Raw genomic sequence first — 14,918 nt, 5'->3', positions numbered from 1 at the left:
ATCTCTCAGGTCAGCCAGTGGGGGAGCGGGGCCGCCTGCCCCGTCCGCGCGGCGCGGGCGCAGTCGGCAAGGCCGCCGAAGCGCAGGGCGCGGCCGGAAAGGCCGGGGCCGTAATGGGCGTACTTGCCCGAGTTCGTCATCACCGCCCGTGCCTGCGGCGGGAACACCGGCTCGGTAATGGAACACCAGCAGAGGTCGGGGATGACCTGCACGCCATTGGCTTTCAGCCGCTTGAGCGTGCCGTCGCGGTCGAGGTCCGCGATGATCGCGCGGCCTGCGGTGACGATCAGGGGGATGGCCACAGGGCCGTCCAGCAGGTCCGCAAGCGCCCGGCACTCGGGGGCCGAGGCATGGGGGCTGCCGATGGCGATCAGGTCCACCTGCTCGGGACCCTGGTTCAGTTCCGCCCAGGCGCGCGACAGGTCGGCGCGGGTGATGGGGGCGTGAGTGGCATCGGGCAGCGGGGACAGGTTCGCCTCGGGGGTGACGTCCTCGACATGCAGCATCGGCGCGCCCGAAGTGGTGCCGAAGGCCGCGCACATCGCCTTGAGGTCGTCGGTCGTGGGGTTCAGCCCGGCGAGGCCGCGCAGCAGCGGGATCGCGCCGCCCGCCGCATGGCCCGCGACATAGCCCAGCAGCGGCCAGAAGGAATCGTCCGCGCCCTCGGGGGTATCCACGTCCAGCACCAGCGCGGGGCGGCGCGCCTCGTCCAGATAGACGCCGGCGAGGGGCGCGCGGCCCGTCACGGCCATGCAGAGGTCGAGGTAATCGGGGTGCTTCGGCGTCCGCGCGCCCAGGACGGTGTTGGCGAAGACGACCGCGTTGGATTCGGCCCAGGCGATGTCCTCGCCCGCTGCCGGGCGGTCGGTCAGCAGGTAGGGCGCGCAGGTGAAGCTGGGGCGGCACCCCATGCGGACATAGGCATCGGCAAGGCGCGAGGCGCGGCTGCCGAAATCGGGATCGACGCCCTGCCCCGGCCAGCCCTCGCGGTCCACCGAGATGGCGTTGATGGTCGTGGGCACCCGGACCTGCGCGCCAAGCTCGGCCATCCGCTCGGCGAAGATCAGGTTCGCCGGATGGGCGAGAATGGTGCCGTCCATGTGGCCGCGCGAAATGTCGGTGAGGCGCTCGGCCCCCTGCTGGCGGGCCATCGCGCAGACGATCCGCATGGAAAGCGCCGCCGCTTCTCCGTCGCGGCCATCGAGAATTGCGCGGTCCTCGGGCGTCAGGGTCAGGGCCGTGTCGGGGGCGTCCCCGACGGGGACCGAGACGCCATTGCCCGTGATCGCATCCGCCCCGATCCGCAGGCGTGGCTGGGCGGACAGGCGGGCGAAGTCCTGCGCGCTGACGCGCAGCACCGGGACCGTGCGGCCGAACATCTCGGCCCCGATCAGGGCGCCGAGGGTCAGGATGTCCTCGGCTTCGGAAAACACCAGCGCCGCCGGGGCGCGGGCGTTCAGCATCAGGTCCAGCATCACGCCCGAGCCCGAGCAGGACCCCCGGCTGGTCGGCATCATCACCACCGCGCCCGCCAGCCCCGCGCCATGGGCCGGGTGATGGGCGTCGATCACCCGCGCCGTTTCGGGATCGACGCCGCCCCAGAAGCTGAGGCCCTCGGCCATCGCAAGGACCGGGCCTTCCGCCAGCCCCGGCAGGATGCGCCGGGCGGTCATTTCACGACAAAGCCGTGGGCGAAGGGGTCGCGTTCGTCGATGAAGATCGTGTTGTAGCCCGTCATCCGCGCCCAGCCCGCGACGGACGGGATGATCGCGTCGCGGTCGCCCACGCGGGCCGCGGCCTCGACCCGGCCCTTGAAGATCGAGCCGATGATGGATTCGTGCCAGAACTCGTCGCCGACCTTCAGCCTGCCCTTGGCGGCAAGCTGGGCCATGCGGGCCGAGGTGCCGGTGCCGCAGGGGCTGCGGTCGATGGCCTTGTCGCCGTAGAAGACAGCGTTGCGGGCATGGGAGCCCTCGACCGTCGGCTGGCCGGTCCACAGGATATGCGACAGGCCGTTGATCGCGGGATGCTCGGGGTGGACGAACTGGTACTTGGCGTTCAGGGCCGCGCGCAGCTTGGGCGACCAGCCGATCAGCTCGCCCGCCGTGTGGTCGGCCATGTCGCGGAAGTTCTTCTGCGGCTCGACGATGGCGTAGAAGTTGCCGCCATAGGCCACGTCCACGACGATCTCGCCCAGGCCCTCGACCTCGGCCGTCAGGCCCTCGGCGTAAAGGAAGCCGGGGACGTTGGTCAGGCGCACTTCCTCGACGAAGCGGCCCTCCTGCCGGTAGGTCACGTCCACGCGGCCGGCGGGGGCGTCGATGGACAGCCTGCCCGGCTCGCGGGGCTGGATCAGGCCGTTCTCGATCCCCATGGTGATCGTGCCGATCAGCCCGTGGCCGCACATGGGCAGGCAGCCCGAGGTTTCGATGAACAGCACCGCCACGTCGCAGTCGGGGCGCGTCGGCGGGTACAGGATGGATCCCGACATCATGTCGTGGCCGCGCGGCTCGAACATCAGGCCGGTGCGGATCCAGTCGAAGTCGCGCAGGAAATGCGCGCGGCGTTCCAGCATCGTCGCGCCTTCCAGCCGCGGGCCGCCGCCCGAAACCAGCCGCACCGGGTTGCCGCAGGTGTGCCCGTCGATGCAGGAGAAGGTGTGGGTCGTCATGGCAGCCTCTTGAAGCGTTGCGGCGAAAAGGCCGCGAGGTCGATGGCAGGGGTCCGCCCGGTCAGCAGGTCCGCGACCAGCCGGGCGGTGCCGGCGGATTGTGTCAGGCCCAGATGGCCGTGGCCGAAGGCATAGGTGACGCGGGGCGTCGCCCGCGCGCGGCCGATGGCGGGCAGGCTGTCGGGCAGCGAGGGACGGAAGCCCATCCACTGCACGCCGTTTTCGGTTTTCAGCGCGGGAAGGAAGGCCTTGGCCTTCTTCAGCATCGCGTCCGACCGGCGGAAGTTCGGCGGCAGGTTCAGCCCGCCCAGCTCCACCGCGCCGCCGACGCGGATGCCGGTGGACAGCCGCGAGACGACGAAGCCGTGGCCGCCGAAGGTGACCTGCGTCCTCAGGTCGAAGGCGCCGGGGGGCAGCGTGGTGTTGTAGCCGCGCTCGGTTTCCAGGGGGATGCGCTCGCCCAGGGTGCGGGCGATGCGGTGGGAAAAGGCGCCCGCCGCGACGACCACCTGCGCGGCCGTGAAGCTGCGGCCATCCGTGGCGCGCAGGTCCACGGCCGTCTCGGTCGGGCGCAGGGCGGCGATCTCGGCGATCTCGATGGCCCCGCCGCGGGCGCGGACATGATCGGCCAGCGCCAGCGTGTAATCCTTCGGGTCCGCGATGGAATACCAGCCGGGCGTGAAGGTGCCGTGGGTAAAGCGGGGGGACAGGCCGGGCTGAAGCTCGGCCATCTCGTCCGGGGCCATGTGCCGGAACTCGATCCCATGCGCCTCGCGGGCGTCCCAGCCGGGGCGCGAGGCGTCGAACTCGGCCTGCGATTCATAGACCTGAAGGTTGCCGTCGCGGCGCAGCATCGGCGTGGTGCCGGTCAGGGCGAGGAAGCCGTCCAGTTCCGCCCTGGACAGGTCCATCAGCGCCGTCTGGGCGACGATGGACTGCGCCACGCGGGCGGGCGCGCAGGCGCGGCCGAAGCGCAGCATCCAGGGCGCGATCCGCAGGGCATAGCGCGGCGGCACCGTCAGCGGCCCCAAAGGGTCCAGCAGCCAGCGCGGCGCCTTCCTCAGGATGCCGGGCGAGGCCAGCGGCAGGATGTCGGTGAAGGCGAAGGCGCCCGCGTTCCCGGCGGACGCGCCCGCCGCCGGCCCTTCCCGGTCGATCACGGTGACCGACAGGCCGCGATCCTGAGCGGCGGCAGCAATGGACAGGCCGACGACGCCGGCCCCGATGACGATCAGCTCTGCGGGCATGTCAGTGGGTCGCGGCCAGGAACTTCTGCAGCTCGGGGTCCTTGGGCGCCCCGAACAGTTCGGCCGGCGGCGCGATCTCGGCCATGACGCCCTTATGAAAGAAGGCCACGCGGTCGGACACCTCGCGCGCGAACTTCATCTCGTGCGTGACGCAGATCATGGTCATGCCCTCGGACGCGAGCATCCGCAGCGTGTCCAGCACCTCGCCCACCAGCATGGGGTCGAGGGCGGATGTCACCTCGTCGAACAGCATGTAGGACGGCGACATCGCCAGCGCGCGGGCGATCGCCATGCGCTGCTGCTGGCCGCCTGACATGCGCGTCGGATAGACGCCCAGCTTGTCGCCCAGGCCCACGTGGGACAACTGCCTGACGGCGATCTCCTCGGCCTGGGCCTTGGACATGCCCAGCACCTTGCGGGGGGCAAGGGTCACGTTCTCCAGCACCGTCAGGTGGGGGAAGGCGTTGAACTGCTGGAAGACGATGCCGATCTTCTGGCGCAGCTTGTTGAGGTTGGTGGACTTGGCGTGGACCTCGATCCCGTCCACGACGATGCGGCCGCCGTTGATGGGTTCCAGCCCGTTGATGCAGGTCAGCAGCGTCGACTTGCCCGACCCCGAGCCGCCGATCACCGTCAGCACCTCGCCCTTGTCCACGGTCAGGTCGATGCCCTTCAGCACCTCGAGCGAGCCGAAGGATTTGCGGACGTTCTCGATCTCAATCATTGGTCCAGCGCCTTTCAAGATAGCCGCCAAGCCGGGCCAGCGGGAAGCTGATGAGGAAATAGAAGGCGCCGCAGATCATCAGCAGGAACAGCGGCTCTTGCAGGCGGGTGATGAGGATCTGCGTGGATTTCAGCAGCTCCGTCACCTGCACGACATAGACGAGGGCCGAGTCCTTCATGACGCCCAGAGCCAGGCCGATCCACGACGGCAGCGCCACGCGGGTCGCCAAAGGCATGACGATGCTGGTCATGTCCTGCCGCCAGGTCATGCCCAGCGACCGCGCCGCGCGGCGGGTGTTCATGGGCACGGCCTCGATGCCGCCGCGCACGATCTCGGCGCAATAGGCGGCGGTGTACATGGTCAGCACCCCGCAGGCGACGGTGAAGCCCGACATGCGCAGCTTCAGCACGACGCCCAGGAAGGCGTTGGCCAGCACAAGCTGGATCAGCAGCGGGACCGAGCGGAAGACATCCAGCACGAAGGTCAGGGGCGCCGCCCACCAAGGGCCGACCTGATAGCGGATGACGCCGAAGACGATCCCCAGAAGGGTGCCCAGCGCCACCGAGATCAGGGTGACGAGGATGGTGACGCCGGCCCCCTTGGCCAGGAACAGGAGGTCGGCGGCTGTCAGGGCCGTGTCGAACATGCGCGTGGCCCCCTCAGTACCGGAACAGGCGCCAGGCGATCAGCCGCGCGGCCGTCTGGATCACCTTGACGATCAGATAGAAGATGACGGCCGCGACGGCGAACAGCTCGAAGGTGCGGAAGGTCAGCGCGTTGAGGTCCTGCGTGACGCCGAACAGGTCGGTGTTCATCCCCACGGTCACGCCCAGCGAGGTCATCAGCACCGCCCAGACCATCTGGTTCGTCATCGGCAGGAAGGCGATGCGCAGCATCTGCGGCACGACGATGTGGCGGAAGGCCTGCAGCGGGCTCATCCCCAGCGAGCGGCCTGCGCGGGTCTGCGTTTCGGGGATGGCCTTCAGCGCGCCGCGGAAGTTTTCCGCAAGGTAGCCCGCGTTGTTGAAGGTGATGCCCACCAGCAGCGAGACATAGGGGCTGAGATGGATGCCGAAGCTGCCCAGCCCGAAATGGGCCATGTAGATCTGGAACAGCGCCGGGGTGTTGCGCGCGATCTCGACCCAGGCGGTCGCGATCCCCGACAACAGACGGCTGCCGGATTGCCGGAACAGCGTCAGCAGAACCGCCAGCACGATGCCGATGACCATCGACAGGACGGCGATCTGCATGGTGACAAGCGCGCCGTCCAGCATCTGCGGCAAGCGTGCGAACACCTGCTTCCACTGGAATGTGTAACCGAACATGGCCAATCCTGTCCGTGGGAAGGGCGCGGCGCGGGCCGGTCCCGCGCCGCGCGGGCAATCAGCGGTAGACGCGGCCCACGGTCAGGTCGGCAGGCTCGCCCTCGCCCACCCATTTCTTGTAAAGCTCGTTGTAGCGGCCGGTGCGGACCTGCTGGTTCACGAACAGGTTCAGGTAGTTGATGAGGCCGTATTCCTCGCGCAGCGTGAACAGGGCGACATAGTCCGGCACCATCGGGGCCTTGTCCACGACGCGGATGCCGGGGAAGTTGCCCGACTTGACGTTGGCATTGGCGACCTCGACGGTGGACACCGTGGCGTCCAGCTGCCCCTGGCTCAGCGCCAGGAAGACGTCGGCCTGGGTCTGGTAGGGACGGAACTCGCCCTCGCCCCATTCCTTGACCTTGCCTTCCAGCCAGATCGCCTCGTAGGTGCCGGCGGTAGCGCCGACGGTCTTGCCCTTCATGCCTTCCCAGTTCGTCATCTCGACGCCTTCGCGGGCGACGACGGCGTTTTCGAACGCATAATAGGGGATCGACATGCCGACGGTCTTGGCGCGCTCCAGCGTGTCCGAGGTCGAGGCGACGCCCACGTCCACCCGGCCCGCCATCAGCGCGGGGATGCGCTCGGGGAAGGGCGTTTCCACGATCTCGGCGGTGACGCCCAGCGCCTTGGCAAGGTCGTTGCAGTAGTCGACGTCGAAGCCGATCGGGTTGTTCTGCTCGTCGCGCATCCCCATCGGCGGGAAGTCCAGCACCACCGCGCAGCGCAGCGTGCCCGAGGCGATGATGTCGTCCAGCTTGTCGGCATGGGCCGCGCCGGCGATGGCGGTGGCGGCGACCAGCGCCGCACCGAAGATCGAGGTCTTCATGGTAACACTCCCTGTCTGGCTCTCTGGCCGTTTCGTCGTGACGTCGTCAGCTACCCGCCCGACCCGCAGCGGATCAACCTGATATTAGCGGCAGTATTCCCCATCGGCCCGGCAAATCGACGGCCTGCCTCAGGCGTAGTCACCAGGCGCGGCGCCGGGCAGCTTGCACCATTCGGCGTACCAGGCGCGGAACTGGTTGAACTGCGCCTCGGCCCAGGCGCGCTGGCTGGGGCTGAGCTCGTCCGTGGGGTTGAAGTGCAGCGCGTATTCCGCGTCGCCCTGCATGACCATCATGTGCTTGTAATACAGCACCAGGTCCGTGCCCTCGTCCCAGGAGGACAGCACCTCAAGCGCCTCGCCCAGTTCGCGCGCGCGCAGCCGGGCACTCACGTCGCCCGCGGCGGCGGCCCTGGCCAGCGCGACGAAATGCAGGATTTCCTTCGGGATCACGTTGCCGATGCCGGTGATCGTGCCGGTCGCGCCCGCCTTGACATAGCCGTGGAAGACGCCGGTATCGACGCCCGCCATGAGGATCACGTCAGGGTCGGCGCTGGTGATGTGCTCGGCCGCGTAGGTCATGGACTTCGTGCCGCCGAATTCCTTGAAGCCGACGAGGTTCGGATGCTCGGCGCGCAGGGCGAAGAACAGGTCGGCGCGGGTCTCGAAGCCGTAATGGGGGCTGTTGTAGATCACCGCCGGCAGGTCGGGCGCGGCCGACAGGATCGCCTTGAAGTGGTTCTTCTGCGCGATGGGCGAGCTGCCGCGCGACAGCACGCGCGGAATCACCATCAGGCCCGCCGCGCCGACCTTCTGCGCATGGGCCGCATGGGCCGCGGCAAGGGCCGAGTTCACCGCCCCCGTGCCCACGATCACAGGCAGCCCGGCCTTCACGAGCCGTTCCACCCCTTCCATCCGCTGCGCATCCGTCAGCAGCGGCCAGTCGCCCATGGAGCCGCAGTAGACGACCGCCGACATGCCGGCCGCGACCAGTTCCTGCGCCTTGCGCACCAGCGCGTCGAAGTCGGGCTGCCGGTCGGCGGTGCAGGGGGTCATCAGCGCGGGGATCACGCCGGTGAAAATGTCGGTCTTCATGCTGGCTCCTCTGGCGCAAGCGAGTGCGCGCCCGAATCTGTGGTCAGGAGCATTCTTGCCGAATTGTATTTTCCGTGTCGACAAAAATCTTACAGCGGCAGGTCCTCGCGGCGGTCGCGGGCGAAGAAGGACTGGATCTGGCGGATGATCTGGTCGGCATGGGCGCGGCCCAGCCGGTCGCACAGCTCGACGTCGCCCGCCTCGATGGCGGCGATGATGTCCTCGTGCTCGCCCACGATGCTTTGCGGCAGGCGGTCGTTGTAGGACTGGTAGTACAGCCGCAGCAGGCGCCGCCCTTCGTCCAGCACGCGCAGGAAGAAGGCGATGTAGTAAGGGTTGCCGCCCGCATCCGCGATGGCGGCATGGAAGGCGCGGTTGGTGGCGATCATCGCCAGGGCATCCTGCGCCTCGACGGCCGCCGCGAACTGCGCCTGGCGGGCGCGGATGGCGGCAAGGTCCGCATCGCTGCGGTTCAGCGCGGCCAGCCGCGTCGTCACGCGATACATCAGCGTCATCGCGTCGAAGAAGTGGTGCAGGTTCAGGAAGTCGATGTTGGCCACGATGGCCGAGCGGTTGGGCAGCGTCTCGACCAGCCCCTCGCCCGCCAGCCGCAGCAGCGCCTCGCGGATGGGGGTGCGCGACATGCCGAAGCGTTCCGCCAGTGCGACCTCGTCAATGGGAGTGCCGGGGGGCAGGACCAGTTCCAGGATCTCGTCGCGCAGGGCGTCATAAACCAGCCGCGCGCCCGAGCCGCGCTTGCGTTCGGATGGCGAATCAGGGGTGTCGGTCATCCGGCAGGCTCCAGCGGTCACAGGGAATCGCCGCCTGCTAGCGGTCCCGGGCAAAAGCGTAAAGGCTGGAAGGTGGTACCGCCTCCCCGGCTCGAACGGGGGACCTCTGGATCCACAATCCAGCGCTCTAACCAACTGAGCTAAGGCGGCACAGGCGCAGCAGATAGATCGTCGCGGCGGCCGATGCAAGCGCATCTTGCCGGAAGCGGGCGCAGTCGGCTAGACCTTGCGGCGTCAAGCTGCGCAAGGGATCGTGCGATGAGCATCAACAAGGAAAGCGACATCGCCGCCAACCTGCAGATCGGGCCGACCGACCTGGGGATGGTCCGCATCTATGTCGAGGGCGAGGGGATCGAGCTGCCGCTGGATTTCGATCCCGACGAGGCGACCGAGATCGCCGAGGAGCTGCTGGCCGCCGCCGAAGCCGCGCGCGAGATCGGCCAGGGCGCGAAGCCCAAGTCCGACAAGCCCCGCCCCAAGGGCCCGGCGCGGCGCTGAGCCTGTTCTTCCTGACGGCAATGCCATGGGGGCTTCCAAGCGCCCGGAAGGCAGTCGAGCGGACTGTTTCCCGCAAGAAAGGCCGCAGTAGCGGCCGCGCCCCGTGCGGGGGCGAAGGCCCCTTCTAGCCGTCGGCGAATGCCCCCGGATCGTTCACCCGCACCAGCCGGCAGGCCGCGACCCGCGCGATGTCGCGCAGCACCCGCGCGCGGCGCGCGGCAGCCAGCTTCGCCACGGGCGCCATCCGCGCCAGTTCCGCGCCGTAAGGGTCCGCGACCATCAGCCCGCTGTCCTCGGGCAGCAGTTCGACCGGGAAATCGCAGTCGGTCGCCCAGAAGAAGCGGTCGCACCATTCCAGGTAGCCCTGCCACTTGCGGTCGCCCACGAAATCCGCGCGGCAGCTCTTGCATTCGACGATCCAGATCTCGCCCGAGGGCGCGACCGAAATCACGTCCACCCGCAGGCCGGGCGCGGGCACGAATTCCAGCAGCGGCGCGTGACCCGAGGCCAGCAGCATCCGCGCCACGCCCCGCGCCAGCCGGTGGCCGGGCTGGGCGGGCAGCAGGTCGACGGAAGGGGAAAGGTCGTCATTCATGCGCGCCACCATGAACGAAGCGGAAACATCCCGCAAGCGCGCGTGCCCGTGCGGGACACTCTTGCGCAGCCCGCGCGTCCTTCCTACCTAGAAGTCAGGCGGGTTTCTGCTCTTCTCGTGGTTCGGCCATTTTTCCCACTGGCCTATAACTTCTCCGAGGGGGCTGGCTCTGTCAGGGCCCTGGTCCTGTTACCCGGCACCCACCTGGATATCCAGGCTTTCGGGGGAACCTGCGCCGGCACGGTCGCTGCGGTTCCCGCCACGTCCAAAAGGCCGCCCCTCGGGGGCGGCCTTTTTCCGTTGGTTCCCGCCGCAGGAAGAAGGGGGCGGCCTTGCGACCGCCCCCTTCCCAGAGAGACTTCCAATCGGGAAAAATCAGAAGCCGTAGACGAGCGAAACGCCCAGCGTGTTGTCGGTGCGGATCGCACGATCCGACACATACTCGGTCTTGTAGGACACGCGGGTCGAGAAGCTCTCCGCCATGCGGAAGTTCAGGCCCAGTTCGTTCGTGGCGACATCGTTGACGTCCGAGGTCAGGTAGTCGGTGTCGTTGGTCAGGAAGAACTGGTCGTTGAACTTGTGGTAGAAGCGCGACGACACGATGTAGCCGGTGTCGGTGTCCGACTCGAACTCGCCGGTGCCCAGCAGCGGGTCGATCGGGTCCGTGGTCAGGACCTCGAACCGCTTGGTGTAGCGGATGCCCACGCCGGCCTGGACGCGCCATGCGGTCGAGTCGCTGTTGAAGATCCGGTAGCCCGGACCCACGCCGAAGAAGGCGTCGCGCTTCAGGTTGCCGTCCAGGTCCGAGTAGTCCTGGTCATCCGACAGCCCGTCGATGTCCCCTGCCAGCGAGTCGGTCGACAGGCGACCGAGGGCGAAGGCATAGAACTGGTCGTTGAAGTAGTAGTTGGCGTCATAGATGACCGAGGTGCGCTCGGTGTCGACGTCGCCGTTGTCATCTTCGCCGTATTCCAGCAGAAGGCCGACGGACTGCTGGAACTGCCCGGCGTTGTGCGACAAACGGCCAGCCAGGCTGAAGTCCTGGTTCTCGTCGTTGCCGGTGCGGCCGGCGTAGGACAGCGCGACCGAGCCGAACAGGCCGGTCTGGCGGTCGGCGGGACCGAAGCGGGCGGCGTCCTGCGAACGGTCGAAATCGTCCTGGACGGCGTCTTCCACGTCGGTGATCTGGTCGTTGATGTTGCCCGCGCCGATAACGTTCGCACCCGGGGCGAACTCGGTCTGCGCGAAGGCCGGCGCGCCGATCACGAAGGCCAGGGCAGATGCGCTGGCGAGAAGGGAAATTTTCTTCATTCTGAGCCTCTCGATCCTTTTGCGACCACTCGTCCGGGCCGCTCGGTGATACAACGCCGATCTAGGGATCGGGTGCCCGGTCTAGGGATCGGGTGCCCGGGCGTAAAGACTTCGGGGTCCACCCGCGATTCTCACAGGATCGTGATGGAACCCGCCAGCATTCCAGAACACTCGGCTACAGGCCAGAGGAAAAACACGCGGCAAAGCCGAAAGACTGATGCTTTGACAAAGGCTTGCGCAACCGCGAGGCGACGCTTTCGCAACCGGGCTGCGCCCCGCGTTGCAACAGGCCCGGCTGCACAAGGCAAAGCCGGGCCCGAGTTGAGTGTTGCAAAACTCTCACATTGCCGGGGCGAAACTGCCCCGGCGCCCTCCCGCTCAGCGGCGTCGGGACGCGGCGGGCGCAGGCGCCAGCACCGGTTCGGGCTCGGCCACCGGCGCGCGCTTGCCGCCGCGGGGGCCGTCCTCGGGTTCGGCCATGCGCATGATCGCGATGGCGAACTGCACGCCCGCGAAGACAATGGTGTTGAAGACGACCAGCAGCCCCAAGGCCAGCCAGCCGCCCGAGGTTTCCAGCGTCAGGTGGCGCAGGTTCGCGACGTCCAGCACGACCAGCGCCGCCGTGAAGACCAGCGCCAGCAGGAAACCGAAGAAGATGTTGCGGATGTAAAGGCGGATGAGTTCGGGCATCGCGCGACCTCCCATGCGTGACTCCTGATATGTAGGGGTCCGCGCGGGGCCTGTCACCGCCCCCGAGGGATCAAAATGCCTCGGGGCGGGCGGCGCGGGCCATGTGGTCCAGCACGGCGTTCACGAAGCGGGCTTCCTTTCCCTCGGGGAAGAAGGCGTCGGCCACCGCGACATATTCGGAAATGACCACGCGGGGCGGCGTGTCCGCGCCCACAAGCTCGGACCCCGCCGCGCGGAAGACCGCGCGCAGGACCGGGTCGATGCGGTCGATGGGCCACTTGGCGACCAGCGCGCGGTCGGTCATCTGGTCGATGCGCGCCTGCCAGTTCACGGCGCCGTCCACGATCCGCTCGAACAGGTCCTCGTCGGCCTCGGGCGAGGTGCCCTCGTCATAATCGACGCCGATGCGCCAGTTGGCGAACTCGCGCACGACGCGGTCGGCGGACTGGTCGGCGGCCTCCATCTGGAACAGGGCCTGCACGGCATAGACGCGTGCGGCCGCGCTGAGCGCGCGGCGGTTGGGGCGGGGATTCTGGGACACGTCGCTCATCCTTGGGCCGAACCGTCCAGCTCGCCCGCGAGCCGGATCACGTCGCGCGGCCCCTCGTCGCGGCCGAAGCCGACCGGGCGCCTTGTGCCTGACCAGCGGCGTTGCAGCGCGATCAGGTGCAACGCGGCGGCGGCGGCCCCGCCGCCCTTGTTCTGGTCCTGCGGATCGGCGCGGACCACGGCTTGGTCCATGTTTTCCACCGTCAGGATGCCGTTGCCGATGCAAAGCCCCTGCAGCCCCAGCAGCGTCAGCCCGCGCGAGCTGTCGTTGCAGACGGTGTCGTAATGCGTCGTCTCGCCCCGGATCACGCAGCCCAGCGCGACATAGCCGTCGTATTGCGCGAGCCGGCCGGCCATGGCGATGGCGGTCGGGATCTCGAGCGCGCCCGGAACCTCGATCAGGTCGATGGTCGCGCCTGCCCCCTCGGCCGCGGCCCTGGCGCCGGCGATCAGGTCGTCGGCGATGGCGCGGTAATAGGGCGCCACAACGATCAGCAGCCGCACCGGCGCGTCGAAGGCGGGAACGGGCAAGGTGTAATGTTCGGTCAGCGCGGCCATGGCGGGTCAGTCCTGCGGGATGGGACGGGTGGAATGGATGGCAAGGCCATAGCCGTCAAGCCCCACCACCTTGAGCGGCGCGGTGTTCGTCAGCAGCACCAGTTCGTGAATGCCCAGCGCGGCGAGGATCTGCGCCCCCACCCCGTACTGGCGCAGCGTGTGGGGCGAGGCCTCGCCCAAGTGCGGCAGCTTGGGCGAAAGATCCCTGAGCAGGACCACCACGCCCCTGCCCTCGGACGCGATCATGCGCATGGCCGCGGGCAGGTCGCCGGGGCGGCCGATCCCCAGCACGTCATGCAGCGGGTCCAGCGAATGCATGCGGACCAGCACGGGGTCCGGGGTGGTCAGGTCGCCCTTGCTCAGCACGATATGCTCGGCGCCCTGCGCCTCGTCGGCGAAGACGCGCATCATCCATTCGCCGCCGTGGACCGAGGTGACGGTGCGGGCGTCGCGTTCCGCGATCAGGTTGTCGTGGCGGCGCCGATAAGCGATCAGGTCGCTGATGGTGCCGATCTTCAGCCCGTGCTTCTGCGCGAATGCCACAAGGTCGGGCAGCCGGGCCATCGAGCCGTCGTCCTTCATGATCTCGCAGATCACGCCCGAAGGGTTCAGCCCGGCCAGCCGGGCGATGTCCACGGCGGCCTCGGTATGGCCCGCGCGGACCAGCACGCCGCCGTCGCGGGCGCGCAGGGGGAAGACATGGCCGGGCGTGGCGATGTCGCCCGCGCCCTTGGTCGGGTCGATGGCGACCGAAACGGTGCGGGCGCGGTCATGGGCGGAAATCCCGGTCGTCACGCCTTCGCGCGCCTCGATCGACAGGGTGAAGGCGGTCTCGTGCCGGCTGGAGTTCTTGGGGCTCATCAGCGGCAGCCCGAGGGCGTCGATGCGCGCCCCCGGCAGCGCCAGGCAGATCAGCCCGCGGCCGTGGGTCGCCATGAAGTTGATCGCATCGGGGGTCGCCATCTGCGCGGGAACGATCAGGTCGCCCTCGTTCTCGCGGTCCTCGTGGTCCACCAGGATGAACATGCGGCCGTTGCGGGCATCCTCGATGATCTCCTCGATCGAGGAAATGGCGTCAGACCAGTCGCGCTCGACGGGCCCCGGCTGTTCGTAATGCATCTCAAGCTTCCTGCAGCGCGTTCGGGCGAGGCTTAGCCCAAGCCGCCATCCAACGAAAGATGTCAAGCGACCGGCCCCCCCGACGGTCCGGGACGTCACGGGCCCGCGCAGCGCCCCGCGGCAGCCCGGCGGACGGTTCCCGCCAAGCGGCGGCCGAAGCCCGGCCGGGGGCCGCGCCCCGGCTTGCGCTGGCCCTATCCCGCCTCTGCCAGACGCGCGACATAGCGCGCCAGGGTGTCGATCTCGAGGTTGACCAGGTCCCCCTCGGCGACCTCGCCCCAGGTCGTCACGGCGCGGGTATGGGGGATCAGGTTCACGCCGAAACGGTTGCCCTCGACCTCGTTCACGGTCAGCGAGGTGCCGTTCAGCGCGACCGAGCCCTTGGGCGCGATGAAGCGCGCAAGTCCCGGCGGCGCCTCGAAGCTCAGCCGCAGGCTGTCGCCCTCGTCCCTGGCGCCTACCACGCGGGCGATGCCGTCCACGTGGCCCGACACAATGTGCCCCCCCAGTTCGTCGCCGACCCGCAGGGCGCGTTCCAGGTTGATGCGCTGCCCCGCGCGCCAGCCCTGCGCGCCGATGTTGGTGCGCGCCAGCGTTTCGGCCGAGATGTCCACCTCGAACCAGTCCGGCCCCTTGGCCACCACGGTCAGGCAGATGCCGTCGCAGGCGATCGAGGCGCCCATGTCCACGCCGCCCATGTCGTAGTTGCAGGCAACGCGCGCGCGCATGTCGCCGCGCATCTCGACCGCGGCGACCGTGCCGACGTCGGTGATGATTCCGGTGAACATCTCGGGCCGCCCCTGCTATCCTGGCATCGAGCCGACACGATGACCGCCCTGCGCGTCGGGTGCAAGCCTTGCCGCACCCGCGGCATTCCGAC

At 68.7% G+C, this 14,918-nt stretch carries 17 protein-coding genes and 1 tRNA gene; 1 reads left to right on the top strand and 17 read right to left on the bottom strand.

The window, feature by feature from the left end; all coding sequences use genetic code 11:
- Window positions 1–5: 5 nt before the first annotated feature.
- From lhpI to CK240_RS03415, 10 genes are all read right to left on the bottom strand, one after another.
- Window positions 6–1,673, bottom strand: coding sequence for a cis-3-hydroxy-L-proline dehydratase (gene lhpI, locus CK240_RS03460; RefSeq protein ID WP_095638939.1), 1,668 nt, complete (start codon window positions 1,671–1,673; stop codon window positions 6–8).
- Window positions 1,670–2,671 (bottom strand): 4-hydroxyproline epimerase, encoded by a 1,002-nt coding sequence (locus CK240_RS03455; RefSeq protein ID WP_095638938.1) that lies wholly within the window; start codon window positions 2,669–2,671, stop codon window positions 1,670–1,672. The genes lhpI and CK240_RS03455 overlap by 4 nt, the downstream gene beginning before the upstream one ends.
- Window positions 2,668–3,918 carry an NAD(P)/FAD-dependent oxidoreductase gene (locus CK240_RS03450; RefSeq protein WP_095638937.1) on the bottom strand — a complete coding sequence of 417 codons (1,251 nt, stop codon included), beginning with the start codon at window positions 3,916–3,918 and terminating at the stop codon, window positions 2,668–2,670. The genes CK240_RS03455 and CK240_RS03450 overlap by 4 nt, the downstream gene beginning before the upstream one ends.
- 1 nt (window position 3,919) lies before the next feature.
- Window positions 3,920–4,642 carry an amino acid ABC transporter ATP-binding protein gene (locus CK240_RS03445; protein ID WP_095638936.1) on the bottom strand — a complete coding sequence of 241 codons (723 nt, stop codon included), beginning with the start codon at window positions 4,640–4,642 and terminating at the stop codon, window positions 3,920–3,922.
- A complete protein-coding gene (locus CK240_RS03440) occupies window positions 4,635–5,288 on the bottom strand; it encodes an amino acid ABC transporter permease (protein ID WP_095638935.1) in 654 nt (217 codons plus the stop codon). Before CK240_RS03440 ends, CK240_RS03445 begins: the two co-directional genes overlap by 8 nt.
- Window positions 5,289–5,301: 13 nt before the next feature.
- Window positions 5,302–5,967, bottom strand: a complete 666-nt coding sequence (locus CK240_RS03435; protein WP_095638934.1) for an amino acid ABC transporter permease — start codon at window positions 5,965–5,967, stop codon at window positions 5,302–5,304.
- A gap of 58 nt (window positions 5,968–6,025) precedes the next feature.
- Window positions 6,026–6,835: an ABC transporter substrate-binding protein gene (locus tag CK240_RS03430; protein WP_095638933.1), complete on the bottom strand. Its 810-nt coding sequence runs from the start codon at window positions 6,833–6,835 to the stop codon at window positions 6,026–6,028.
- Window positions 6,836–6,964: 129 nt separating this feature from the next.
- Entirely contained in the window at window positions 6,965–7,927 is a 963-nt protein-coding gene (locus CK240_RS03425) for a dihydrodipicolinate synthase family protein (protein ID WP_095638932.1), read from the bottom strand.
- 89 nt (window positions 7,928–8,016) lie between these two features.
- Complete coding sequence (locus tag CK240_RS03420) at window positions 8,017–8,718, bottom strand: GntR family transcriptional regulator (RefSeq protein WP_095638931.1); 702 nt, start codon at window positions 8,716–8,718, stop codon at window positions 8,017–8,019.
- Window positions 8,719–8,791: 73 nt separating this feature from the next.
- Window positions 8,792–8,868: transfer RNA gene (locus tag CK240_RS03415), tRNA-His, on the bottom strand.
- A gap of 108 nt (window positions 8,869–8,976) precedes the next feature.
- On the opposite strand from CK240_RS03415, the gene CK240_RS03410 reads away from it, so the two are divergent.
- Window positions 8,977–9,216, top strand: coding sequence for a DUF6324 family protein (locus CK240_RS03410; RefSeq protein ID WP_095638930.1), 240 nt, complete (start codon window positions 8,977–8,979; stop codon window positions 9,214–9,216).
- Between the two features lie 124 nt (window positions 9,217–9,340).
- Here CK240_RS03410 and CK240_RS03405 read toward each other — a convergent pair whose 3' ends face one another.
- The 7 genes from CK240_RS03405 to CK240_RS03375 form a co-directional block, all read right to left on the bottom strand.
- On the bottom strand, window positions 9,341–9,811 hold the full coding sequence (locus tag CK240_RS03405; protein ID WP_095639236.1) for an MmcB family DNA repair protein: 471 nt from the start codon (window positions 9,809–9,811) through the stop codon (window positions 9,341–9,343).
- 375 nt (window positions 9,812–10,186) lie between these two features.
- Window positions 10,187–11,122, bottom strand: a complete 936-nt coding sequence (locus CK240_RS03400; RefSeq protein WP_095638929.1) for a DUF481 domain-containing protein — start codon at window positions 11,120–11,122, stop codon at window positions 10,187–10,189.
- A 378-nt stretch (window positions 11,123–11,500) separates the two neighbouring features.
- The gene (locus tag CK240_RS03395; RefSeq protein WP_095639235.1) at window positions 11,501–11,812 is read right to left on the bottom strand and encodes a hypothetical protein; all 312 of its coding nucleotides are present in this window, start codon (window positions 11,810–11,812) and stop codon (window positions 11,501–11,503) included.
- Between the two features lie 70 nt (window positions 11,813–11,882).
- Window positions 11,883–12,362 carry a transcription antitermination factor NusB gene (gene nusB, locus CK240_RS03390; RefSeq protein ID WP_095638928.1) on the bottom strand — a complete coding sequence of 160 codons (480 nt, stop codon included), beginning with the start codon at window positions 12,360–12,362 and terminating at the stop codon, window positions 11,883–11,885.
- Window positions 12,359–12,919, bottom strand: a complete 561-nt coding sequence (locus CK240_RS03385; RefSeq protein ID WP_095638927.1) for a 6,7-dimethyl-8-ribityllumazine synthase — start codon at window positions 12,917–12,919, stop codon at window positions 12,359–12,361. The genes nusB and CK240_RS03385 overlap by 4 nt, the downstream gene beginning before the upstream one ends.
- A 6-nt stretch (window positions 12,920–12,925) precedes the next feature.
- Window positions 12,926–14,038: a 3,4-dihydroxy-2-butanone-4-phosphate synthase gene (gene ribB, locus CK240_RS03380; RefSeq protein WP_095638926.1), complete on the bottom strand. Its 1,113-nt coding sequence runs from the start codon at window positions 14,036–14,038 to the stop codon at window positions 12,926–12,928.
- Between the two features lie 194 nt (window positions 14,039–14,232).
- Window positions 14,233–14,826, bottom strand: coding sequence for a riboflavin synthase (locus CK240_RS03375; RefSeq protein ID WP_095638925.1), 594 nt, complete (start codon window positions 14,824–14,826; stop codon window positions 14,233–14,235).
- Between the last annotated feature and the right edge of the window lie 92 nt (window positions 14,827–14,918).

Source organism: Paracoccus salipaludis (assembly GCF_002287065.1).
GTDB classification, from domain to species: Bacteria; Pseudomonadota; Alphaproteobacteria; order Rhodobacterales; family Rhodobacteraceae; genus Paracoccus; species Paracoccus salipaludis.
This window is presented reverse-complemented; position numbering and strand designations above follow the sequence as displayed.